This is a genomic window from Priestia sp. D3YE.R1 (assembly GCF_049199565.1).
Taxonomy (GTDB): Bacteria; Bacillota; Bacilli; order Bacillales; family Bacillaceae_H; genus Priestia; species Priestia aryabhattai.
Map to the genome: position 1 here is coordinate 974883 of NZ_JBLTHW010000001.1, position 24153 is coordinate 999035.

General features: G+C 39.4%; 23 protein-coding genes, 1 tRNA gene and 1 pseudogene. 15 read left to right on the forward strand and 10 right to left on the reverse strand.

What is annotated here, in order from left to right:
* Both ACOZIR_RS04890 and ACOZIR_RS04895 read left to right on the forward strand, forming a co-directional pair.
* Positions 1-903, forward strand: a complete 903-nt coding sequence (locus ACOZIR_RS04890; protein WP_045294628.1) for a carbohydrate ABC transporter permease — start codon at positions 1-3, stop codon at positions 901-903.
* A 16-nt stretch (positions 904-919) separates the two neighbouring features.
* The gene (locus ACOZIR_RS04895) at positions 920-1741 is read left to right on the forward strand and encodes a carbohydrate ABC transporter permease (protein ID WP_045294626.1); all 822 of its coding nucleotides are present in this window, start codon (positions 920-922) and stop codon (positions 1739-1741) included.
* A gap of 100 nt (positions 1742-1841) precedes the next feature.
* On the opposite strand, the gene ACOZIR_RS04900 is transcribed toward ACOZIR_RS04895, so the two are convergent.
* On the reverse strand, positions 1842-2744 hold the full coding sequence (locus ACOZIR_RS04900; RefSeq protein WP_340141789.1) for a TetR/AcrR family transcriptional regulator: 903 nt from the start codon (positions 2742-2744) through the stop codon (positions 1842-1844).
* Between the two features lie 265 nt (positions 2745-3009).
* On the opposite strand from ACOZIR_RS04900, the gene ACOZIR_RS04905 reads away from it, so the two are divergent.
* On the forward strand, positions 3010-4533 hold the full coding sequence (locus ACOZIR_RS04905) for a DHA2 family efflux MFS transporter permease subunit (protein ID WP_310878497.1): 1524 nt from the start codon (positions 3010-3012) through the stop codon (positions 4531-4533).
* 32 nt (positions 4534-4565) lie between these two features.
* On the opposite strand, the gene ACOZIR_RS04910 is transcribed toward ACOZIR_RS04905, so the two are convergent.
* Positions 4566-5618, reverse strand: coding sequence for an aromatic ring-hydroxylating oxygenase subunit alpha (locus ACOZIR_RS04910; RefSeq protein ID WP_045294620.1), 1053 nt, complete (start codon positions 5616-5618; stop codon positions 4566-4568).
* Positions 5619-5828: 210 nt separating this feature from the next.
* Between ACOZIR_RS04910 and ACOZIR_RS04915 the strand changes: the two genes are divergently transcribed.
* The 5 genes and pseudogenes from ACOZIR_RS04915 (at position 5829) to ACOZIR_RS04935 (ending at position 10210) form a co-directional block, all read left to right on the forward strand.
* Positions 5829-5901, forward strand: a tRNA-Thr gene (locus tag ACOZIR_RS04915).
* A 266-nt stretch (positions 5902-6167) separates the two neighbouring features.
* Positions 6168-7118, forward strand: a pseudogene (locus tag ACOZIR_RS04920) (ABC transporter ATP-binding protein).
* Entirely contained in the window at positions 7118-8641 is a 1524-nt protein-coding gene (locus ACOZIR_RS04925; protein WP_045295022.1) for an ABC transporter permease/substrate-binding protein, read from the forward strand. Before ACOZIR_RS04920 ends, ACOZIR_RS04925 begins: the two are co-directional and overlap by 1 nt.
* Before the next feature lie 168 nt (positions 8642-8809).
* The gene (locus tag ACOZIR_RS04930; protein ID WP_045295021.1) at positions 8810-9565 is read left to right on the forward strand and encodes a TIGR02206 family membrane protein; all 756 of its coding nucleotides are present in this window, start codon (positions 8810-8812) and stop codon (positions 9563-9565) included.
* A 123-nt stretch (positions 9566-9688) separates the two neighbouring features.
* Entirely contained in the window at positions 9689-10210 is a 522-nt protein-coding gene (locus tag ACOZIR_RS04935; protein ID WP_045295020.1) for an NAD(P)H-dependent oxidoreductase, read from the forward strand.
* A gap of 24 nt (positions 10211-10234) precedes the next feature.
* On the opposite strand, the gene ACOZIR_RS04940 is transcribed toward ACOZIR_RS04935, so the two are convergent.
* Both ACOZIR_RS04940 and ACOZIR_RS04945 read right to left on the reverse strand, forming a co-directional pair.
* On the reverse strand, positions 10235-10603 hold the full coding sequence (locus ACOZIR_RS04940) for a cupin (RefSeq protein ID WP_234483765.1): 369 nt from the start codon (positions 10601-10603) through the stop codon (positions 10235-10237).
* A gap of 223 nt (positions 10604-10826) precedes the next feature.
* Complete coding sequence (locus tag ACOZIR_RS04945; protein WP_375156314.1) at positions 10827-11783, reverse strand: LCP family protein; 957 nt, start codon at positions 11781-11783, stop codon at positions 10827-10829.
* 312 nt (positions 11784-12095) lie between these two features.
* Here ACOZIR_RS04945 and ACOZIR_RS04950 point away from each other — a divergent pair, with 312 nt between their 5' ends.
* From ACOZIR_RS04950 to ACOZIR_RS04960, 3 genes are all read left to right on the forward strand, one after another.
* Positions 12096-12770: a hypothetical protein gene (locus tag ACOZIR_RS04950; RefSeq protein ID WP_045295017.1), complete on the forward strand. Its 675-nt coding sequence runs from the start codon at positions 12096-12098 to the stop codon at positions 12768-12770.
* 75 nt (positions 12771-12845) lie between these two features.
* Complete coding sequence (locus ACOZIR_RS04955) at positions 12846-13946, forward strand: M24 family metallopeptidase (protein ID WP_310878499.1); 1101 nt, start codon at positions 12846-12848, stop codon at positions 13944-13946.
* A 222-nt stretch (positions 13947-14168) separates the two neighbouring features.
* Positions 14169-14747, forward strand: coding sequence for a suppressor of fused domain protein (locus ACOZIR_RS04960; protein ID WP_013084584.1), 579 nt, complete (start codon positions 14169-14171; stop codon positions 14745-14747).
* 41 nt (positions 14748-14788) lie between these two features.
* On the opposite strand, the gene ACOZIR_RS04965 is transcribed toward ACOZIR_RS04960, so the two are convergent.
* The 3 genes from ACOZIR_RS04965 to ACOZIR_RS04975 all read right to left on the reverse strand — a co-directional run bounded on the left by ACOZIR_RS04965 (position 14789) and on the right by ACOZIR_RS04975 (position 17000).
* Complete coding sequence (locus ACOZIR_RS04965; RefSeq protein WP_310878500.1) at positions 14789-15730, reverse strand: multidrug resistance efflux transporter family protein; 942 nt, start codon at positions 15728-15730, stop codon at positions 14789-14791.
* Positions 15727-16407 carry a GntR family transcriptional regulator gene (locus tag ACOZIR_RS04970; RefSeq protein WP_310878501.1) on the reverse strand — a complete coding sequence of 227 codons (681 nt, stop codon included), beginning with the start codon at positions 16405-16407 and terminating at the stop codon, positions 15727-15729. The genes ACOZIR_RS04965 and ACOZIR_RS04970 overlap by 4 nt, the downstream gene beginning before the upstream one ends.
* Before the next feature lie 74 nt (positions 16408-16481).
* Positions 16482-17000 (reverse strand): acyl-CoA thioesterase, encoded by a 519-nt coding sequence (locus ACOZIR_RS04975; protein ID WP_013058600.1) that lies wholly within the window; start codon positions 16998-17000, stop codon positions 16482-16484.
* Between the two features lie 150 nt (positions 17001-17150).
* On the opposite strand from ACOZIR_RS04975, the gene ACOZIR_RS04980 reads away from it, so the two are divergent.
* Positions 17151-18143, forward strand: coding sequence for a D-cysteine desulfhydrase (locus ACOZIR_RS04980; protein ID WP_310878502.1), 993 nt, complete (start codon positions 17151-17153; stop codon positions 18141-18143).
* Between the two features lie 35 nt (positions 18144-18178).
* Here ACOZIR_RS04980 and ACOZIR_RS04985 read toward each other — a convergent pair whose 3' ends face one another.
* Together ACOZIR_RS04985 and ACOZIR_RS04990 are read right to left on the reverse strand one after the other, a co-directional pair.
* The gene (locus ACOZIR_RS04985) at positions 18179-19528 is read right to left on the reverse strand and encodes a sensor histidine kinase (protein WP_045295007.1); all 1350 of its coding nucleotides are present in this window, start codon (positions 19526-19528) and stop codon (positions 18179-18181) included.
* Positions 19525-20196 (reverse strand): response regulator transcription factor, encoded by a 672-nt coding sequence (locus ACOZIR_RS04990; RefSeq protein ID WP_045295005.1) that lies wholly within the window; start codon positions 20194-20196, stop codon positions 19525-19527. Before ACOZIR_RS04990 ends, ACOZIR_RS04985 begins: the two co-directional genes overlap by 4 nt.
* Before the next feature lie 222 nt (positions 20197-20418).
* On the opposite strand from ACOZIR_RS04990, the gene ACOZIR_RS04995 reads away from it, so the two are divergent.
* Both ACOZIR_RS04995 and ACOZIR_RS05000 read left to right on the forward strand, forming a co-directional pair.
* The gene (locus ACOZIR_RS04995) at positions 20419-21702 is read left to right on the forward strand and encodes a S1C family serine protease (protein WP_045295004.1); all 1284 of its coding nucleotides are present in this window, start codon (positions 20419-20421) and stop codon (positions 21700-21702) included.
* A complete protein-coding gene (locus tag ACOZIR_RS05000; protein ID WP_310878503.1) occupies positions 21699-22601 on the forward strand; it encodes a peptidyl-prolyl cis-trans isomerase in 903 nt (300 codons plus the stop codon). Before ACOZIR_RS04995 ends, ACOZIR_RS05000 begins: the two co-directional genes overlap by 4 nt.
* A 457-nt stretch (positions 22602-23058) precedes the next feature.
* Here ACOZIR_RS05000 and ACOZIR_RS05005 read toward each other — a convergent pair whose 3' ends face one another.
* Positions 23059-23514, reverse strand: a complete 456-nt coding sequence (locus ACOZIR_RS05005; RefSeq protein ID WP_045295001.1) for an Lrp/AsnC family transcriptional regulator — start codon at positions 23512-23514, stop codon at positions 23059-23061.
* 120 nt (positions 23515-23634) lie between these two features.
* Between ACOZIR_RS05005 and ACOZIR_RS05010 the strand changes: the two genes are divergently transcribed.
* On the forward strand, positions 23635-24093 hold the full coding sequence (locus tag ACOZIR_RS05010) for a carboxymuconolactone decarboxylase family protein (protein ID WP_045295000.1): 459 nt from the start codon (positions 23635-23637) through the stop codon (positions 24091-24093).
* The last annotated feature ends 60 nt before the right edge of the window (positions 24094-24153 follow it).

Genomic DNA, 24153 nt, shown 5'->3' on the forward strand with positions numbered 1-24153 from the left:
ATGAAAAACGGAAAAATAAGAACGTACAAACCTCGTGATGTAGGGCAAGGATATGCTTTTATGACGCCTACACTGTTTGTACTATTGCTGTTTGTTATTGCACCTATTTTTTATGCCATCTTTTTGTCTTTACATAAAGTTCAATTACTGGGTGGAACTGAGTTCCATTTTCGAGGGCTTGAGAACTACATGAAGGTTCTTGAAGATGACAAAGCTAAAATTGCTCTTTGGAATACGGTGAAGTATGTAGTAATTGTTGTACCGGTACAAACGGCATTGGCACTTATACTGGCTGCCACATTAAATGCAGGGCTAAAAGCAGAAAAAGTTTTTCGCATTATTTATTTTTTACCTACGCTTACATCATCGGCTGTATTAACACTTATTTTTATGTGGATGTACAATCAAAATGGGATTGTGAACGAGTTTTTAAAGTTTGTTGGCCTTCCAACTTACAATTGGCTTGGAGATCCTCAGGTCGCTTTGATTGCCATTATGATTATGAACATCTGGGCAACAGCTCCATTTTTTATGGTTATTTATTTGGCAGCTTTGCAGGACGTACCAGATTCGCTGTATGAAGCAGCTCAGTTAGATGGGGCTAATGTGTTTCAACGATTTTGGCATATTACAGTTCCGAATCTGCGACCGGTTACATCATTCGTAGTAATCATGGGACTGATTGGTACGTTTCAGTTATTTGATCAATCGTTTATTTTCTCAGGAGGTTCAGGAGGTCCTAATAACTCGACTCTGACTGTTGTTCTTCTTATTTATCAATATGCATTTAAAAATTTAGGAACCATGGGATATGCTGCAGCACTAGCCTTTATGCTGGCGCTCGTGATTTTGATGGCAACGGTTATTCAGAGGAAGTTTTCAAAAGAAGAAAGTATGTACTAAGGGGGGGAAGAAAAAGATGAAGAAAAAAATAGGAGTCCTCATTTTATATACGATTTTAAGCATATACGCGCTGATTACTCTGATTCCATTTATTTGGGCGCTATCCGCTTCTTTTAAAACGCTTGAAGAAATTGTGTCAGGTACGGTGAACTTTATTCCGAAACACTTTACGCTAGACAACTATAAACAAATTTTTGTGGAACAAAAGCTGTTCCCTCGCTGGATGTTTAATAGCTTATTCATTGCCGTAGTAGGAACAGCTCTGAATTTGCTATTTAACTCAATGGCTGGTTATGCCCTTGCACGCCTCAGTTTCCCGGGAAAGAAAAGTTTATTTATTATCATTTTAGCGGTGCTTATGATTCCTGGACAAGTAACGATGATTCCTAATTTTTTAATTTTAAAAGAGTTAGGCTGGTTAAATACCTATCAGGGAATGATTGTACCGGGAATGGTAAATGCGACTTTTATATTTATGATGCGTCAATTTTTTATTAATTTCCCAAAAGAGCTTGAAGAAGCAGCGGAGTTGGATGGGTTATCAAAGTTTGGAACATTCTTTAAAATAGTCCTTCCACTTGCAAAACCTGCCCTAGCAGCACAAACGATTTTTGTATTTATGGGATTTTGGAATGATTTTATGAAGCCTTTAATTGTGATGTCCGATGAAAATATGTTCACTTTGACTTTAGGCCTTAACACATTTAAAGGTCAGTATATTAGTTATTGGAACTATATTATGGCAGCTTCCATGGTTTTTACACTTCCCATTTTGCTCATTTATGCGTTTTTTAACAAATATTTCATTAAAGGAATTTCGTTTACTGGAGGAAAATAAAAAACGGCTGGGATAAAAGGATTTTAGTTGGAATTACAAACGAACGATTAATTAAAAAACTATAATCGTTCGTTTTTTGCTGTTATGGTTCAATTTGTTTTTAGTGAAGTTCACTCACATACTGATCAATCATCGTCTGCAGTTCCTCTAAGTTCGTTTTACTGTTGTTAACAGGCAGCTGTTTTAATGAATGTAGAGCACTATCAACAACAAACTTACGGGGGGGTGATTGTTTAAACAGCTCTTCTTCAATAAAACTAATAAGCTCTGTGCATTTTTGACGTTCGAATTCATCCGTGAACTGTTTGTGAACTTGTTTTTTTAAATCGATAAGTGCTGTAGAAATGTCCTGTTCTATTTGATTTTTAGTATTGGGGCAAGATGGAAGCCATTCTTTGATCGTTTGCGGATCGAGCAAAATGTCTCCTGAACTTGCTACTTCGTCTACAAGAGGAAGCAGACGCTTAACGCTGTAAGTTATAATCTCATGGGGATCAGTATTTGTACCGTTGACCATAAAATGATAGTGAAAGTTGCGGTGAAGCATGCCAAGAAACATAATTGCACAATCTAGCAGATAAGGTTTCTTTTCTTGCCCAAATAAATCAATAAACCGTTTATAAATCCAGTTTACTTCGATGAACTGGGTTTTTTTAATGTATGCTTTTAAATCAGGATCATTGGAAACAAATACTTCTTCAAGTAACGTAAAAAATTTATGTTTGTGATGGTTTTTCATCTGCGCATCGATTTGTTTAACAAATACATCTACATCGGTCATGCTTTTACCAACCAGCAGCTGATTGCGCTCTTGTTCAATTGTTGTATGAAGCCAGGTAAAAACAGCGATTAATAATTCATTTTTTGAAGAAAAATAGTTGTAGAATGTTCCTTTTGAAATGCCGCTATAATCAATGATGTCTTGAATGGATGTAGCTTGAAATCCTTTTTCAACGAAGAGATGGTGTGCATTTTTTACAACTTGCTGTTTTCGGTTATTCATTATTATCACCTAAATATAAAATTAGACTCATGGTCCAACTTTATAATACATGATTTAAAGCGTTTACACAAATGTTCTTTTCGGAAAAATAACGATATCACGGCATATATATTGATATAAGAGGATTATAGGGCTAAAAAAGTTGAGAAAATAAAGGACGTGAACGCAAGATTTTTCGCTTGCATAAATTGAACTCACAGTATAATATACTCTATGTAGAACATGTGTCTAAAAAAATGAACCTAAAGTATAAGGGGGTATAATAATGAGTCAATCAATAAATCAAATGGAAAAGCCGCCTTATGGCATAATTGCTATTTTGTTAATTGGCGCTTTTATCTCATTGTTGAATGAAACGTTACTAAATGTGGCGCTGCCGTCTATTATGAAAGACTTAGATGTGACAACGTCAACTGTCCAGTGGCTTTCTACTGGTTATATGTTAGTGAATGGTATTATGATTCCAACTACCGCTTTTTTAATTCAGCGCTATTCTATCAGAGGCTTATTTTTAACGGCGATGACTTTATTTACAGCAGGAACAATACTTGCCGGTTCTTCGCCCGTATTTTCTGTGTTGTTAACCGCTCGTATTATTCAAGCGTCAGGCGCAGCTATTATGATGCCGCTTTTAATGAACGTATTGCTCACAAGTTTTCCATTAGAAAAACGCGGAGCTGCGATGGGGATTTTCGGTTTAGTTATGATTTTTGCTCCGGCAATTGGTCCTACATTATCAGGATGGCTAATTGAACACTATGAGTGGAGAATGCTGTTCCACCTTGTTACGCCAATCGCAGCCATTGTATTAATAGGCGCTTTCTTCCTATTAAAAGACAAAAAAGAAAAAGTGGAAATCAATTTGGATTTTTTATCTCTTTTGTTATCTACAATTGGATTTGGCGGACTTCTATACGGATTTAGCTCAGCAGGGGATAAAGGCTGGGATTCTGTGGAAGTATACGGCACCATTATCGTAGGAGCTGTGGCTCTGATTTTATTTATTACGCGTCAGTTCAAGCTTAAAACACCGATGCTTGAATTCCGCATTTTTAAATATCCAATGTTTGCTTTATCATCAACGATTTCGATGGTGATCACAATGGCATTATTTTCAGCCATGCTGCTAATGCCAATTTATGTTCAAACGGTACGAGGCATTTCTCCGCTTCATTCCGGATTACTAATGCTTCCAGGTGCGCTGCTAATGGGTGTGATGTCACCGATTACCGGAAAATTATTTGATAAATTCGGAGCGCGTGCACTGGCTGTAACGGGTCTAACTATTACAGCCGTTACGACGTATTTCTTCAGTAACTTAGAGCTTGATACGACGTATACAACGCTCATTACGCTTTATACGCTTCGTATGTTCGGAATGTCTATGGTGATGATGCCGGTTATGACAAACGGATTAAATCAGCTGCCGCAGCGCTTTAATCCGCATGGTACTGCCATGAACAATACGCTTCAACAAGTATCGGGAGCTATTGGTTCGGCTCTTTTAGTAACGGTGATGTCAAACCGTACAGCTACTCATGCAAAAGAGCTCGCTCAAGATGCAATGAGCGGAGCAGGAGCAGCTAATGCAACCGCAGCCGGGGCAGCTCAAATGAAAGAACAGATTGGGATGCAGGCAATGGTACAGGGGATTAACGATGCCTTTGCCGTCTCAGTAGTACTAGTGGTGGTTGCCTTAATTCTTTCATTGTTTATGAAACGAGCAACGCCTGCAAGTGAAGATGAAGTGATAAAGGAAAAAGCAGGACGCGAGCAGTTTGCTAAATAAAAAAAATCTCCGCTGAGACAGCGGGGATTTTTTTAGCTTGTATATCTAAAGCTTAAGCCCATTTTCTTTAATAATTTCCGGTAGCCGATAGACGTTTGATCAGCCATAATATGCGCTTCCATCTGCAGATCTAAAGGCAAGTCTTCAGGTTTTTGATTTTCAACCATTTCACGGTCTTCGTCAAAGACGCGAAGGTTAAAGTCATACACACCTTCAACGGGAGAATCTTTGTCAAAGTTTCGAGCGATTGGCGCAAATAAACGTGTTTCGCGGGCTGAAATAGGAGAGACTGCATTCATAATCCACAGCTCTGCGCCTTCTGGGAAGTATACTTTTAGCGTAGCTGTAAACGGCGGATAAACATCAAAGACGCGAAGCCATTTAAAATCAGGTGGATTTAAATGCTGCTGTTCTTTGGAATAATTGCTCACGGTGCTCGTATATTCTACATGAAGCCCATAGTCTGTATCGCTTACTTTATATTTAGGCACGAAGGCGTTGTTTCGATCACCAAATGTGTCCGTGTGAACCCAAGCAAAATGAGCTACGTCTAAAAAGCCTTCCATTTGACGACCGGCTGAACCCATGATATCAAAGCTCGGACAAACAATTTGCTGAAAATCAGGATCCTCCCACGCATCGAAGTAAGGCAGGTTATCTTCTTCTCCTGTCAGGGAAGTCCACACTAATCCAAATCGTTCAATAACTGGATAGACGGCCATACACAGGCGGGGAGAAATGTTGGCGTCAGGGTGAGCTGGAATCGACGTGCATGCGCCGTCCGTTGCGTAGCGGAAGCCGTGGTAAGGACAGACAATTTCATCATCTTCCACCCAGCCCATGCTAAGCGGGGTGCCTCGGTGAACGCATAAATCACGAGCCGCTACTACTTTGTGTGTGGTACGGTATAGAACTAGATTTACATCTAGCAGTTTTACGGACGTTGGTTTCTCTGTTACATCACTGCAGCGTGCGACAGGGTACCAATACTTAGCGAGCGTCGTCCAATCTTCCAGGCTGAACGTGCAGTCTCTTGGGTAGGGAGTTGCCGTTTTTGATTTGGTCATGGTTGGTTGTTGTTCCATCTATTTTCTTCCCTTCTTTTGTAAGCTCTTTTACTAAGGGTAATATAAAAAAAGAAAATTCACACAATTTATGTGAGGAGTTCTAACATAAAATATGGAACTTTGTAGAAAGTGCGAATTTCAGAAGACGCAAATTAGAGAATATACCAATAAAAAAATTGAAAAAAGCGCTTCCTAAATTAATTTAAACGTGATATAATTTTTCAAGACGCTGGTGTAGCTCAGTAGGTAGAGCACTTGCATGGTAAGCAAGAGGTCGCAGGTTCGATCCCTGTCGCTAGCATAATAAAAAAACCTTCTTTCTTGTTGAAAGAAGGTTTTTTTATTTATGTTGGCTTTAAAAGTATTCTCCGAATTATTCTTCCCCGCCTTGTGAACACTTTAACAGTTTGATAGCCTTATTAGGAGGCCGTGAAAAAACATGTGTATCTTTTCGACTATGTCTTATGAATCATATTTAGAAATATTCTTAAAAGAATGTTTATTGCCTCTAAGTATTGGGTACACGAAACTAGGGATTAAATTTCAACAGGGAGTGTGAACGATAATTTGATTACGTTTAAGAATGTGTCAAAGCAATATCCAGACGGTACGACCGCCGTGAAAAATATTAATCTAGAAATTAAAGAAGGAGAGTTTTTCGTTTTAATTGGTCCGAGTGGATGTGGGAAAACCACCACCTTAAAAATGATTAACCGTCTTCATGATATTACCGAAGGAGAACTATACATAAAAGATAAGCTCGTATCGGACCACAACATACATGAGCTACGCTGGAACATTGGTTATGTCCTACAGCAGATTGCTCTTTTTCCTCATATGACCATTGCTGAAAATATAGCCATTGTACCGGAGATGAAGCATTGGAAGAAAAACAAAATCAAAACGCGCATTGATGAACTGCTTACCTTGGTAGGACTAGACCCAAAGCAGTATCGAAACCGAAAGCCGTCTGAGCTCTCAGGTGGCCAGCAGCAACGTGTAGGTGTAGCACGTGCCCTCGCAGCTGATCCCCCCGTTATTTTAATGGACGAACCCTTTAGCGCCCTCGATCCGTTAAGCCGCGAACAGCTTCAGCAAGATGTTATTAGCTTAAAAGAAAAAATCAACAAAACATTTGTGTTTGTTACGCATGATATGAGCGAAGCGATGACGCTTGGAGATCGTATCTGCTTGATGAAAGATGGGGAAATTGTTCAAGTTGGAACCCCAGAGGAATTCATTTAAAAGCCTAAAAATGAATTTGTAAAAACATTTATTGGAAATCAAGGAAATACTTTATTTGAGACATTAGATATGTTTGTCAAAGAAAGTGAACAGCCAGACGTAGAACCTACTGAAGAGCTAGCTTCAACCGCCACTGTTCAGCAGGCAATGGACGCCCTTTACGACCATGAAGCAATAGCCGTGAAAAAAGGGAGCAAACGTATTGGCGTTGTAACGCGCAAAACTCTATTAGCGTTTCTTTCTGATAAAACGAAAGAAGGAGGAACGCTGTAATGAATGCACTAAGCACATTATTAGATCAACGAGGAGATGCACTGTTTCAAGCTCTTCTTGAACACATTCAAATTTCAGTACTGGCTCTTGTTATTGCCGTATTAATTTCAGTGCCGCTCGGACTGTACTTAACGAGGCATGACCGCATAGCTGAACCGATCATTGGCGTAACAGCCGTACTGCAAACCATTCCTTCACTCGCTTTATTAGGATTACTGATTCCTCTTGTCGGAATTGGAACCTTTCCCGCGGTTATTGCACTGTTTTTATATTCGCTTCTTCCTATTGTACGAAATACATATACCGGAATTAAAGAAGTGGACCCATCTTTAATTGAAGCATCCAAAGCCATGGGGATGAACTCGTGGAGACGATTAATCAAAGTAGAACTTCCTCTAGCACTTCCTGTCATTATGGCCGGAATTCGCACAGCGATGGTACTCATTATTGGTACAGCGACAATCGTGGCTCTTATCGGAGCGGGCGGACTCGGAAGCTTAATTTTGCTTGGTATTGACCGAAGCGATAATAGTTTGATTTTATTAGGAGCTATTCCAGCAGCATTATTAGCGCTTATTTTTGATGGAATTCTGCGAACGATTGAACACTCAGCAAAAAAAGGGTCCAAAAAACGCTCTTTCATTATGATTATCGTATTAATACTTATTCTTGTTTCTCCGTTTGCAGCGATGAGCGCAACAAAACCAGACCTTGTTATCGGAGGGAAAATTGGCGCAGAACAAGATATTTTAATTAATATGTACAAAGAATTAATTGAAGATCAAACCGATATGAAAGTAAATCTTCGTTCGTCGCTTGGGAAAACGGTATTTGTATTTGAGGCTCTGCGTAACAAGGAAATTGATTTGTACCCTGAATATACGGGTACAGCCATTGTGACGCATCTAAAGGAACAGCCGGACAGCAAAGATGAAACACAGGTGTACAAGCAGGCAAAAGAAGGATTTCAAAAGAAATTCGGCCTTGTCTATTTAGATCCAATGAAGTTTAATAATACGTACACATTGACCGTGACAAAAGAATTTGCCAAAGAAAATAATCTAACGACCATTTCAGATTTGGCAAATGCAACAGATAAAGTAAAAGCAGGATTTACGCTTGAGTTTAAAGATCGTGAAGACGGCTACGTAGGCCTTCAAAAAGAATATGGCCTTACCTTCCCGAATATTAAAACGATGGAGCCGAAGCTTCGCTATCGCGCTGTAGAAAAAGGCGATATTAACATGCTTGATGCTTACGCAACGGATCCTGAAATCAAACAGTTTGGTTTAAAAGTCTTAAAAGACGACCAGCAGTTCTTCCCTCCGTATCAAGGAGCGCCTGTGCTTCGTGAAGATACGCTAAAAGAGCACCCTGAACTGAAAAAAATCTTAAATCAACTGGGCGGTAAAATCAGTGACGACGAAATGCGTGAAATGAACTATCAAGTAAACGCAAAAGGAAAAACGGCTGAAGAAGTCGCTCATCAATTCTTAGTGAAAAAAGGATTAATTAAAAAATAAAAATGAACAAAAAAAGATCCGAACGATTTATCGTTCGGATCTTTTTTTGGGCGTGATTTCGTTATGTTTCAATCTCTTTTTAATGTGAGAGAAGCGTTAATGAAAATGAGGTCTTATGAACAAGCTAAAGGTACCAAATTTGTTTTCTGATGGAGAGGAGATGCCGTTATGAATTCATTTTTTACGTGTCACCCTGTACAACATTCTTTTCAGCTTTTTTCAGTTGAACATCTTGTAACTTTAGCCATTATTGTGATCATAGGAGCATTTATTTTTTTGTGGCGAAAGCAGCTGCGAAAAAAGAGGTTTGCGTTCGTTTTGCTTTCATTTGTTCTAATTGCTTCAGAAACGGCCTACCAGGCTTGGGAAATCGGATGTCATCAGTGGTCGGTTGAAACTTCCTTGCCTCTTCAGCTCAGTGATATAGTCGTGCTGCTGGCTGCTGTTGTGCTGATAACCAAAAGCAGGTTTCTTTTTTATTTTGTGTACTTCGCAGGAATCAGCAGCTCTGTTCAAGCGATGATTACCCCAGACCTTGGCGGCTATGCGTATGCCCAGTTTCGCTATGTGCAGTTCTATTTATCGCATGGCGGTGTGGTGCTTGCTTGCTGTATACTAATTGCTGCCTGCAGATATGAGCCGACGTTTCGTTCTTTATGGGTAAGCGTAGTATTTGTTAATCTGTACGGAGGTTTTATCTATGCCATGAATCGTTTACTCGGTGCGAATTATTTATACATGATGAGAAAGCCAGAGCACGCTTCCTTGTTGGATGTTCTTGGACCTCACCCTTGGTATTTAGTATGGATTGAAGGAATCATAATTCTTAGCTTTCTTGTTCTTTATCTGCCGTTTTGGGTACATAAGAAAATCAAAGGGAAATCAATTTTGTTGAAGAGAAATGCTAATACTGGTAATTTATAAGTGTAAACTAGCTAGGATTTCCTGAATGAAAAGGAAAAAAAACGCCTGAACAAGCTGTTAGAGGCAAACGTAAAAAATAGAAAAGAATAAAGCAAGCACAGACATCAGAAGGAGAGTATCAAAATGAAAACACTGGTTATTTTAGCGCATCCAAATTTAGCATCTTCTCGCATTAATAAAGCGTGGGCAGAGCGGTTAAAGAAAGAAGAGAATGTACACGTTCATGATTTATACGCAAACTATCCCGATTTCAAAATTGATGTAGAAAAAGAGCAGGAGTTAGTTGTTCAATTCGATCGCATTGTGTTTCAATTTCCGTTTTACTGGTACAGCTCACCAGCACTCTTAAAAGAGTGGCAAGATGTTGTCTTAACGTACGGATGGGCTTATGGCAGCGAAGGTACTAAACTTCATGGAAAAGAGTTTATCGTAGCTACTTCGACAGGAGGACCTGCAGAAGCTTATCAAGAAGGCGGCTACAACCGTTATCCAATGAATAATCTGCTTCTTCCGTTTCAAGCTACGGCAAATTTAACAGGCATGAATTTCCAAACTCCGTTTTTATTTCAAGGAGCAGGCGGTGGACTGAGCGAAAAAGTCATTCAAGATAGTGCAGAAAGCTACGCTCAATTATTAAGACAATAAAAAAAGCCGCGTCACAGCGGCTTTTTAATTTACATTTGTTCGTGAGAAAGAAGTAAGCAGCTTTTGAGGAGCAATATCCAATCCTTCAATTAGTAATCCTGTCATAGCCGTTAGACTCCCGACTTCAAAAGATTCCCCGGCTCTCCAAAATGCTGATTCACCTTGTTTGATATAAATTTTCAGTCCGTTATCGCCAGCTACCCAGCCTTCCCCGTGAACGACTAAAAGAAGCTGTGGAATCGTAGCTTCTTGACGAGGTGTATAATCATTTTCTTGAAAAGATAAAAAGCTGATTTTGACATCTCCGGTATGAGAAAGTAATGGGTTTACTTTATAGGTAGAATGAAGAAAGGAACGCTCTTCTTCAGATTGAAAACCATATAATTTCATCATTTCATCTCCTTGGTTAAAAAATATAAAAAAAGAAGTCCTTCTCCTTTCATATACGCATACAGAAGAAAAAATAGAACTTCAAAGAAACAGCTGTTTTCTAGAAAATAGCTCCATTTCATCTCCATTTTTTGTCGAAGCTGAAAATTTTTTGAAGGATAGGGAGGAAAAACAGAAGTTTTTTTGAATAGTATAAAAAAAGGTGTCCTCTAATGGACACCTTTTCCTAATTTAAAAATGACTGTAACGCTTGTTTGTTTTCTTCCAGGTCGATGCTTAAAACAGCACCAATACCGGATATTCGTTCATTTGAATAGGAACCTTCAACCGGTAAACGAAGAGATTTTAAATTTGGCTGATTTCCAACTAAAAAATCTTTTCCTATCACAATAAATGTTTTTGGAGGAATATTTGTATCCACATATGGATCAATGACGCCCCATAGCTTAGGAGCTTTCGCCAGTGTCTTTACTTGAAGAGCTTCATCCATTAATTTACCAATCACTTCTTGTTGACGCTTCACGCGCCCGAAATCACTTTGGCTATCATGGCGGAATCGCACGTATCCTAGTAATTTATCTCCGTGAAGAGTTTGTTTTCCAGGTTTTAGGGTCATGCCAATTCCTGATGACATTTCGTGTGGCACGGTAACCGTAATCCCCTCAGGGGCAATCGTATCGGCAACTTTGGAAAAACCTTTAAAATCAACAACGGCATAATAGTTTACATCTACGCCGAAATTTTCTTTAATTGTCTTACGCATTAATTCGGGCCCGCCAAATGCATAGGCTGAATTTAATTTGTTTTTGCCATGTCCAGGAATATCCACATATGAATCACGCATCAAAGAAACAATTTTAGGCTGATTGCTGTCTTTGTCATAATGAGCAATCATAATTGTATCGGCACGCGAATGTTCTTCACCTCGAGAGTCAATTCCAAGAAGCAGTACATTCATGCTATCTAAATTGGCACTTGCACCATTAAAATCAAACTGTCCATCTTTCCCAAAAGCTCCGTCTGCTTCTGCTAACCCTTGTTGGTATTGATAATACACATATGCACCAGCGGCGATTACAAGAATGAGAAAGAAAAGAAGTAGCTTTCTAAAGCGTTTCTTTTTTCTTTGCTTTTTTCTTTTATGTTGTTTACGTTCTGTACGTTCTTCCAAATGTCTCACCATCGCATTCAAAAATATTAATACTTTTTTGTTTGAAACCAATTATGCAAAAAATTATAAAACGACATAATAAAATTAACACTAAGGAATTAGATTAGCAAGTACGTTCACGAGTAAATCGGCGAAGACAGCTAAAATAAGAGAAGGGTATAAATAGAAGAAAGAGGAAATAAAGGTTATTTTTTTCGAGGATATTTGTTATAATCTATCATAGTTAGGGAAAAAGTTCTGTCTTTTAAGAGTGGAATATGAGAAAAGTCTCTGTTTGTTGAGAATCAAATATAGGTCTAAGTGTAGGAAAAAGGAGTGAAGCGAATGAGTATATATGTGTCATCTTCGAACCTTGTGCTGATTCCAGAAGTGGCGTTAAGTCATTGGAAACCTTATGGCGCGGGGGAATTGACCGGAGCTATTATTTCAGGTAAGGATAGTGCTGAAATAATTAAAGAGCTTAATCAATCGTCTATTCTGCCTTTTACAAGTTTTTTCTATCGAAAGCATTTTGTTATTCTGTTTGATAAAGAACAAGTGAAAAATCATTTTGAACAGTTGCTTTTATTATATAAATCTCAGGGCTATATTTTTTATTCTTCTACTTTATACGATGATCATTGGTCCCAGGTCCTTGAAGGAACTAAGCAGCTGCTAACGGTAAATGGACAAGTGGTGCCGGTGCTTGAGCTTGAACAAAACGGTGAATTTGACGTTGTGCGTGATGAAAGTGGTCTGCACATTGTGATAGATGATGACGAAGACGAAGAGAAGCAGCTAGAAAAAAAAGTTCATGAGCTCCCGCTTGAAGAAGGTAACTATTTTATTGGCGATCCGGGATTTGTTGAAAACCGAGACATGCTGGTAAAAGAATATTTTCCTAAAGGTACGTACGAATTTATTTATAGATACGGAGAAAATGGCTGGCTGATGAAAGTAAGTATTCAGCGAAAAGCGATTAAAGAGCAGCTTACTACTCTTCACGCGGCTTTGTCTTAACCTCTATTCATTGTACAATATTGCTAAATAACTATGTTATAATAGTAATATTGCACAATGAAAGGGGTTTTTTTAATGGAAGCACGTTTGCAAAAAGTCGTATCATGGCTGAAGGAAAAGAATGTAGAAACGGCCTTTATTTCGTCAACTGAAAACGTATTTTATTTAACAGGATTTCACACGGATCCGCATGAGCGTCTGCTTGGTTTGTTTTTATTTAATAAAGCGGAGCCGATGCTTGTTTGTCCATCAATGGAAGTGGGTCAAGCAAAAGAAGCCGGCTGGAAATTTGATGTGATCGGATATGAAGATCATCAAAATCCTTGGGAACTTATTAAAGAAGCTTTACATAAACGAAACGTGATAGATGTAAAAAAGGTTGCTGTAGAGAAAGAACAGCTGCTGTATGCGAGAGCTGAAGAACTGCTTAATTTATATCCAAATGCTGAGCTAGTCGGAGCAGAAGAGAAATTAAATCAGCTGCGTTTAATTAAAGATGAGCGTGAAGTTGAGATTCTGCAAAAGGCAGCTGCATTAGCTGATTTTGGCGTGGAAGTAGGCGTAGCTGCCTTAAAAGAAGGCGTTACGGAAATGGATGTTCTGGCTAAAATTGAATACGAGCTAAAGCGAAAAGGAATTCGTGAGATGTCGTTTTCAACGATGGTTTTATTTGGTAAAAAAACGGGAGAAGCGCACGGGAACCCAGGTCTTCGCACGTTAAAGCCAGGAGATATGGTTCTATTCGATTTAGGCGTAGTGCTAGACGGATACTGTTCAGATATCACGCGTACAGTCGCTTACAAGTCGATTAATGATAAGCAAAAAGAAATCTATGAAACGGTACAGCGCGCCGAGCAGGCAGCTCTTGAAGCTTCCAAGCCCGGCACTCGCATTGGCGACTTGGACATGGTAGCACGCGATATTATTACAGAAGCAGGATATGGAGAATATTTCTTGCATCGTCTTGGTCATGGTCTTGGTATCAGCGTGCATGAGTTTCCTTCAATGAGCCGCAACAATAATGATGTGCTTCAAGAAGGCATGGTGTATACGATTGAACCGGGTATATATATTCAAGGACTCGGAGGCGTGCGTATTGAAGATGATGTAATCATTACAAAGGATGGATACGAAACGTTAACGAAGTACCCAAAAGAATTACAAATTATTTCATAATAATGTCATAAAAATAGAGGCTGCCATGGTGCAGGCTCTATTTTTTATGAGAAAAGAAAAAATTGGTTAAGGTTTCTTGTTTGCTTCTTGAGACAATTTCATAGTATGTTACGAAACGATAACATTTCTATCACATTTTCTAAAAACTATATCGTAAGCGAGTGCTGTAGTATATGCTGTACAGTAGGGGACTTTTTAAGGTCGCAAGCAAGGAGGTTTTTTATGAGTAATTTTACAAAAGATGAAGAATTAATTATACATAAAGCAATAGATGTATTTGGTCAAAAGGACCGAATTGAAGATTATTCAGATGAACGAAAAAAGCATGGTATTCATGTTGTGGCGTGTGAAAATCATCCGCGTCAAGACGTAACCGCATATGCAACGCTCGGTGGACATCAATGTCCGACAGGCTATACAGTTGGAGGGATCCCGCTTCGAATTGAAATCGTTGGAGCTTGTCATGAAGAATTCGGTATTTATTCTGCTATTTTAGCAAACTGTATTTTCCATATGATGAAATCTCATGTCTCCATCTTCCCAGGAGCTATTTATAAAGACGTTATTGCAGTCCTTGATGACAGCTTTCATATGCAGCACATTTTGCTGATTCCGCCGTTTTTATGGGATAATTTTTCAACGATTGAACTATCTGATAAAAAAGTAACGTTCCTGCAGGCCGTTCCGATCTCAGAAAATGAACGTGCTTTTGCACTTGAGTACGGAGTAGATTCATTGCTAAGCCGCTTTGATGCTGAGCAGGTGAATGTCTTCAATTTAGAAAGAAGATCTGTTGTATAAACAAAAAGAGCGCCGACTGAGACGCTCTTTTTTGTTATTGATTAGTAGGTCAATTCTTTTTGCGGTATAGCTTTTTTATGACTCGTTTGGTAGCTGTGAAGCACCATGCCTGCTACGATAACTCCCATTCCAACCCAAGAAAGAAACGATGGCAAAGGACTTGATAGAAGGAAGACCTCTCCTAGCAGGGCAAATAAAACTTCCATCGATTGTGTAGCTTCAACTGCACCTAACTTGTGAGAATCTTTTTTAACAAGGTCAGTTGCTGCAAAAAATAAAACCGTTGCACATACTCCTGAAAGTAAAGCAACTAAACTGCTTTGATACATCTGAGTTGTTTTTGGCAGTCCATCGGTGACGTAGGCATAGACAGAAAGAATAATCCAAAACGGCAGGCTTGAAAGCGTCATTCCAAGCACGCGCTGAAACGTATTAAGTGACGATACCTCCATCATTTTACGGTTGCCAAGCGGGTACGCAAAAGAGGCAATTAAAATGGGAATGGTACAAAGCAAGGCAGTAGAGGCCGACAGTTCAGTCGCATGCTCAAGCTGCATGAGCACAACGCCTATTAAAATAATAAACGAAAAACCTAGCTGCTTGAAAGGAATGCCTCCTCGCTTCTTTCCTTCCTTGTAAAACAAAGGGGCTAGGAGAGATCCCGATAAAATTGTGATTTGCCAAGTTCCTGCAATAAGCCAGCCGGGACCGTAGGCTGAAGCAAAACAAAGAGGAGCGTAGAATAAACCAAATCCAACCGTGCTCCACAGCAGCCATTTTTGCGGCTGGGCTTTTATTTCTGCCACCACAGGTTTGATACCACCCCAAAAATAAACAAGCACAAGCAAAAGAGGTACCATAAAAAAATAGCGCAGAGATGCGCTCCACGCCCAGCTGCCTCCAGATAAATCCATCGCTCGATTTAAAACGAATGTAAAAGCAAAAAAGAATGATGCAGCGATGCCTAATAAAAGAGGCTTCACGTTGATTCCTCCTCATTTGTCAACGCTTCACCTAATGTGAGCCAGTTTGTTTCGACAAGCTGTGATGTTAGGGCGGCATCTTTTTGACGGCAAGCGTTTATGATTTCTTTGTGCTGATTAACGGAAGCAAGACTACCAAGAGAAGAAAAGCGAGCGATTTCCAGACGTTGAATTTTGGCGCTTGTCTGTTTTACAACACGTTCTAGCTCTACATTATTCGCTCGGTTTAAAAAAACGGAATGAAATGCTTCATCCGCTTCGATCGCTTCAAGTACATTTCTTGTTTTGATTGCATGTTCTAGAGATTGGTTGTATTTGATTAGTTCGCCCATATCTTCTTCTTGTAGCGAAGTACAGGCCAGCTTAGCAGCAAGTGCATGAAGAGCTGCGACGACAATAAAAGATTGTTTTGCCTCCTCAAGGTTTAATGGAGCCACTTTTGTAGAAGAGCCAGGTGTCGTTTGGACAAGGCCTTCATCTTCGAGCCTTTTTAATGCTTCTCGAACAGGAGTGCGGCTAACTCCAAATTGCTCAGCCAGTTCTTTATCCTGAAGCTTTTGTTCCGGCTGAAATTCAAGCATAACAATATTTTGTTTAAGTGTTTGATAGACTTCCTCCCGTAGGGAAAGTCGTTTGAGGGGTTGAATGTTATTTTTCATAAAACCAATATATCGCATATTATATTAAATAACAATGTGAAATCTAAAAAACTTCATCTAAAAAGCAGACAGCTGCTTTTTAGATGAAGAGCTTAATTACTGCTGCGCAAAGACTTAGATAAGATGCTCGCAATCGCTTTGCTGTGCTCAACCTGCGTTTTTTTGGACTCTTTTCGTTCAAGAGCTACTTTTTGAAGGCTTTTTTCTTCTTCGGTTTGAGCAATAACTTGAGGAACGGGGGCGGGCTTTCCATTTTCTAGTGCAACAAAGGTGAGAAAAGAAGTTGCAGCAATACGTTTAATGCCCGTTAACAAATTTTCGGCAATGACTTTAACAAAAATAATCATGGAGCTTTTTCCTGTGACAACAACGAATGCTTCATATGAAATAAAATCTTCTTCGGTGACGGGCTCGATAAAGTCAACGTGATCAATGGAAGCTGTAACACACGACTTTCTGGAATGTTTAGCTGCTGAAAGAGAAGCCGTCATGTCCATATCAGCGACAATTTTTCCGCCAAAAAGGGTGTGGTGATTGTTCAGGTCATTTGGAAAAATGTGCTGTGATTTGACTACTCGTGAGACGCTGCAAAGTACTGCTTTTTCACTCATTGAAAACACTCCTTCAAACTGTTTATATGGTTTAATGTATGTTGACTACTTGTTCTTATGTATACAAGTTATAGAAAGCCATTTCGTAAAAAGCTCTTCAAAAGCTTCTATATGGTAAAATAGAGCAAATACGAAAGAGAGGATGAGAGTATGAACTTAACGCAATTTTCTAGAAGAAAATATACGGATTCCCCTACACCTTTAGAAAAGCTATCAGTTTTATCAAAGCAGTTAAATGGACCTTCAATTTATATGAAGCGCGATGATATGCTTGGACTGACAGGGGGCGGAAATAAGACGCGTAAGCTTGAATATCTAGTAGCTGATGCAAAAGCGCAAGGAGCAGACGTGCTTATAACGTGCGGTGCGATACAATCCAATCACTGTCGTTTGACGCTCGCTGCTGCTGTAAAAGAACAAATGAAATGCGTGCTTGTATTAGAAGAAGGAGAAAATAAAGCAAGCGATCAGCCGACGGGGAACTATTTTCTTTATCATTTATTAGGCGCTCATGACATGCGGTTTGTCGCTGAAGGTTCGGATTTGACAGCGGAAATGGAAAAAGTAGCGCGCGAGCTAAGTGAAAAAGGTCATAAGCCGTACCTAATCCCAGTAGGAGGTTCAAATGTTATCGGTGCAACAGGCTACGCTGCCTGCGCACAGGAGATGCTTATGCAAAGCTATGAGCAGCAAATAAAGCTTAGCCACGTAGTTTGCACAAGCGGAAGCGGAGGCATGCATGCAGGGTTAGTGGCAGGCTTTCAAAGTCTTCAAAGTGACGTGTCTGTTATTGGAATGAATGTGAGTCGTGCTAAAGAAGAGCAAGAAATGAAAGTTGCCAAGCTAACGAGCGAACTTTATGAACATTTACATAGCAAAACGCCTTTTAAAAAAGAAGATATTGTTTGTATGGATGAATATGTAGGTCCAGGCTATGCTGTTCCAACAGAAGAGATGGTAGAAGCAGTCAAACTTGTGGCCGGTACGGAAGGAATTTTATTGGATCCTGTGTATACGGGAAAAGCGATGGCTGGTCTAATTGATTTAATTCGAAAGGGTTATTTTAAAAAAGATGAGAATGTGGTGTTCATCCACTCCGGGGGCTCACCGGCTCTTTATGCGTATACATCGATTTTTTCATAAAAAAGCAAGGGATTCGACTCCCTTGCTTTTTTAGTTTATATAGGAATAGTAAGTGAAAACGTCACTCCGGTGTCTGTGTTTTCAGCCGTAATTGCTGCATCGTGCATCGTAACAATACGCTTTACGATACTTAAACCAATACCGAATTCACCGTTTGCTCCTTTTTTAAATGGTTCAAACAAGTGTTCAAGCACGCTTTGATCAATCGGCGGACCATCGTTGCTGATTGTACATTGAACGTTCGTTTGGTGTTTAGCAAGCGAAAGTGAAACCTTCGTATCGGCATAGCGCAGCTGATTATCGAGTACATTTTCAAGGACTTTTGTCCACAGCTCTTTGTCTCCTTTAATCGTTGCGTTTGCGTCGTCAAATTCCCACTGTATTTCAGGGCGCCTCCACCGCAAGCGATCCACTACTTCATGAAGAAGAGCAGTAAAATCAAAGTCGTCTTGTGCAAGCTGGTGAGTGGACATATAGTCAAGCTTGGTTAAGTAAAGCAAATCGCGGATTTTTTTCTCAAGATTTTTGGATTCATCTTCAATGACTTTTAACGTTTGAGATAAATCACCTTTTGGATAAATGCCGTCTTGAATCGACTGAGCGTAGCTTTGAATAACCATTACCGGTGTTTTTAAATCGTGTGAAATATTTTGAAGCAGCGTTTGCTGTGCTTCATCTTTAGATACGAGCCTTTTGCGCATTTGCTCGATGGACGCGCCTAGCTTGCCGATTTCATCGGAACGGTTGACTGTAACAGGCTCATGCCAATTTTGTTCGGCGATTTTTTTTACATCTTTTTCAAGCGATACAAGCGGCTTGCTTAAGTATCTTGACAGCCAAATAGATGGAAGCCAGCTGAATAGAAATACAATTGAAATTACAAGAAGCAGTTGCTTAAAAAGAGTAGAAGTGAGCGCGTTGCGATACGTATCCCAGGAAAATGAAAGCAAAAAAGCAGGCTGTCCGTTTACGCTTACTTTTCGAATCACGTAAAAAAGCGTCCGGTTGCCGAGATCTTTTTCATAGCGAGCGACAATTTTTCGCTGACTGATTGCATCTTCCTGTGCTTTTCTCAAAAAGTCTTGAGGCAACACCCGTGATGAAAAATAAGAGATATCCGCGTGTTCAGGCAATAAAATATGATCCACGGTTCGATTGCCAAGTGTTGGTTCACTGTCTTCATTGCTAAAGTAGTATTCACCTGAGCGGCTTGGCAGGCCGTATTCTTTTAAAATATGCTGTTCATTTTCGATAGTGGTATAAATTTCATTCGTGAAGAACTGCCTGAGCGTCGTTGGGAATAAAATAGCGAGCAAAATTGAAATAAGCAGTAAAATACCGGAGATGACGAGCCAAATTTGAAATGCAAGAGACTTGTTTTTCATGCTTTCATCATCCGGTATCCGTATCCGTAAATTGTTTCAATTCGTGCTTGCGGCATTTTTTTACGTACGCGCCTTACTAAATCATCCACCACTCGGTCTGTGCCGAAATAATCTTCTCCCCAAATGAGATTCAGCAGCTGCTCCCGTGAAAAAGCCTGTCCAAGGTCTTTTGAGATAGTGACAAGAAAATCAAATTCTTTAGACGTCAAATCAATCGGTTTTCCATTTTCACTGACTGTACGCGTATGTAAATCGATTTCATAAGGAGTCAGCGTAATGGTATCGGTTTTCTTTTGATTGGAACCATATACGAGGTTTAGCAGTTTGTTTGCTCGAATAACTAGTTCACGCGGCAAAAAAGGTTTTGATAAATAGTCGTCGCTGCCCATTTCAAGTCCAAGAACTCGGTCAATATCGGCATCGCGTGCTGAAATGAAAATAACAGGCACCTGTGGCGTTTGCTGCTTGATTTCGCGAATAAGCTGATACCCGTCAATGTCAGGCAGCATAATATCTAAAATCCACAGATGCGGAGGAGCTGCAATCATTTCTTTTGCGTCCGTGCCGTTAAAAAATGAGCGAACGTCCCAGCCTTCTTTTTGAAGGTAAAGGGTTAAAACTTCGTTTAAATTTTGTTCATCCTCTACTAAATATAGTGTAAAGCTCAAATTTGACACCTTCCTCTGAATATATGAAAATTAAGGTAAATGAAGCACATTACGCCATCTATGGGCGTTTCTTTAAAGGTCTATGTACCCGCTATTATACTACGTGTTTGCTGTTATAAAGAAATTTTTCACAATTTCACATATTGTTTTGATACTTATCCCAAACTTTTATTTTATAGTATAGATAACATAAAATTTGCTACGTTAAAAGGAGTGTTTTTCATGGATCCACGTGATTATGAAAGAGAGGAAGAACGAAAAGAAGAATATGAAAATCGCCAGCAGCGCTATGATCAGTATCAGCCTTCATCGTCGTCACAGCCTCCAAAAAGACGCTTATTTCCAGTGATCGCATCTTCCATCGCCGGAGCAGTACTAGGGGGAGGAATTGTGCTATACGGCGCTCCGCAGCTAGGGTTAATGGATTCAGCGGATACGCAAACAGCGAATCAAACGAATCAAACAACGCAGACTCAGACCGCAACAACAACGAGCACAACGCCTCGAACAGTAAGCACAACCGTGAATCAGTCAGATCTTGTTTCAGTTGTAAATAAAGTATCAGCCGCTGTTGTAGGCGTGAACAATATCCAGCAGCAAACAAATCCATTTTCTGGAGATACTCAAACGCAAGAAGCAGGAACGGGTTCCGGTGTTATTTTCAAAAAAGAAAATGGAAAAGCATACGTTGTGACCAATAACCACGTTATTGACGGCGCAAGCGAAGTAGAAGTGTCACTTTCAAATGGGCAAAAAGAAAAAGCTAAAATTGTCGGAGCTGATGCGCTAACGGATTTAGCGGTGCTTGAAATGTCCGATAAAAATGTTGAACAAGTGGCGAAGTTCGGAAAATCATCAGATTTAGTGGCGGGTGAAACGGTTCTTGCAATCGGTAACCCTCTTGGTGAACAATTTTCTCGTACGGTCACACAAGGTATCGTGAGCGCAGCAAAACGCTCTGTCCCTATTTCAGAGAATTGGAACGTAGACGCAATTCAAACGGATGCGGCGATTAATCCAGGAAACAGCGGCGGTGCCTTGATCAATTCTTCCGGTGAAGTAGTTGGTATCAACAGTATGAAAATTTCAGAAGACAATGTAGAAGGCATTGGCTTTGCTCTTCCAAGTGATGAAGTGCAGCCGACGATTGAACAGCTGATGAAAAACGGAAAAATAACGCGTCCGTATATGGGGGTAGGTCTTCAAGATGTAGGTCAGCTTTCAGCTGCAACAAAACAAGATCAGCTAGGCCTAACAAGCGATACGTCTGAAGGAGTTGTCGTAACGACGGTTGAACCGTTCTCTTCTGCTTCTGATGCAGGTTTACAATCAAAAGACGTGATTGTTGCCATCGATGGAAATGAAGTCAAAACATCCAGTGATTTACGTCAATATCTATATACAAAACGCAAAGTAGGAGACACTGTAAAATTAGACGTGTACCGAAATGGAAAAAAACAAACCATTTCTCTGAAGCTTTCAGCACAGCAGGATAACAATGGATGAGTTCAACACCGTTAAAGCTGCTGCTAGCAGTATTAACAGCGTTCGGATTTTTGGCAGGATGCGGAGAGAAGCATTCAAACACGATGTTTCCTTCTGTAGAAATTAGTCAGCTATCTTCTGCCAAAGGAGTGGCAGCGTATGAGGGAGGCAAGGTGACAGGAGCAGAATTCAACCGTTTTTTAGCCGTTGAAGGGTTCTTAAATCCAGATGCCCCGCTAAATGATACAAGCTACCGCAAAGAGTTATTGCGGCAGCTTGTTATGCAAAAAATCTTAATTTCGCATCCAAAGACGAGTGATAAAGTACAAAAACAAGTCGAGGATATGTGGAAGCAAATTAAACGCTCATATGACCTGGATACAAGAAAACAAGGTTATGAAGTGTTAAATATTCGTTCTAGTGATGTAACCAGCCAGCTAACGAATCAATTTAAATTAGAAGAATATTTCCGTAAACAAATTACGTCTGATGAACTAACTGCTTACTATAAACGTATTGAAAACGATCTAACACGCGTATCTTTTACGCGGCTGGCTTTCCCGACTTTACATGATGCCGATGTCGTTGCGGCTGAACTGAAAAAGGTAACATCGGTTCAAGACGTTCAAAAAAAATATGCTGATGTTCAGACAATCAGCACAATAGAGAATGATGATAATCTAAAGCTTTCAAGTCTATCTCCCTCTTTTATAGATGTTTTAAAAAAACAGCACATCGGAGAGAGTAGTGAGCCTATTAAAATGGGTAAAGTCTATTATATTCTTATTTTAAAACAAAAAGATAAAAAAACGGAATCAGAAGTCAAAGAAGAAATGATGAAAGAACTTGTTTTGAATCATATCAACCGGTATATCCAGGATGAACTGCCAAGGTTTCACGTGACTTTCAACCTTAGGTAGTTCCCTTTTATATAGATTGATTGTTTTCAAAAAACAAGCAGGTAAAAGAGCTTTCTATTAATAGAGAGCTCTTTTACATTTTTAAGTAGACAGAAATGTCGGCACCTGATAAAATGAAGTTGTAAAACTTTCATTATTCGGAAAATTTATACCCTCCAGCTTTGGAGGGTTATTTTTTATGCTGTTGGACGAATAAAAGAGGCTGGGACAAAAGTAGTTTAGTAGAAAGAAAATCCGAACGATGAATCGTTCGGATTTTTTCGTTAGTATGGTGAACGTATGTTTCATCTATTTAGTTGCTTCTAGCTGTTGATTGGAGGGCAAGGTGAAGACTCCTGCGGGAAAAGCGGAAAGCGAAGCCTGGTACGGAAATCAACAGCGGTGTCAAAAGTGATTCATACGAGCATATTTATCCTATTGTTTGCTTTTAGAGTAGACTGCTTTCATTACGTTTCAATCACTTTTCATCTTTTAAATGACTCAATAATGCAGAAGACATCTCTACATGGGAAAGGGCGATGTGTGAAATCGTTTTGGCATAAGGTGTAATTTCATTAATAAATTGTTCGAGTACGTGCAGGTGAGGAAGCTGAAGCTTTGTAATAAAGCAGGCTTGCCCGGCGATGCGTTCACAGAATAAAGCATACGGATACTGAGAAATAAATCGTTTAAAACGCTCGTGCTCTCCGTTTTTCATGGTTACTTCAATAAAACAAGACACGGGCAACTGCAGCTTTTCATAATCAATATCGATTGTATATCCTTTTATAACACCAAAGCTCTCTAGCTGTCTTACTCGCTCTGCCACTGAAGGAGGAGACAGGTTAATTTGTTTTCCTAGCTCTCTTAAGGAAAGACGGCTGTTTTGCTGCAGCGCCTGCAAAATCGATAAATCAATTTCATCAATTTTCAATTGGAAACCTTCTTTCTTATTAACGTTTCATTTGATTAGTAACAGAAGATAATATGTTTTATATGTTATCTAAAATTTCTATTTTTCTTACTATAATAATTAAAAAGGAGTGAGTAAAAAATGGCAAGAGTTTTGTTAACAAACGAAGAGGGAACAAATTTTGAAAAAGCACTAAATTTAATTCCGCATGTAAAAAGGTTGTATGATGAGCTATACGACAAGCTTTGGAACAGCGATATAGTAAAAAGAGAGACAAAGGAAAAAATCAGGCTTTATCTAGCAGGTGTGAATGGCTGTGAGACGTGTATGAGCATGTCATATGTAGGTGATGAGACGCTTAATCAAAAAGTATTAAGAGAAGAAGAAATTGAAGAAAAAGATCGACTGCTGTTTCGATTTATTGATGTATACCGGGTGCGTCCAAGGGATTTGACGGATGCTGATATGAATCAATTAAAGAAATTTTACAGTGATACGCAGCTGTTAGAGCTTTTGGCTGTTATTAATTTGTTTGATCAATTTCATAAACTGATTGTCAGTTTAGATTTATATGATTTTTGCAGTTTGCAGCGCAAGTAATGTCTTCCTTAAAAATATCTTGACAGACAAAATCCACAGGAGTAAGATAGCTTTCGTGAA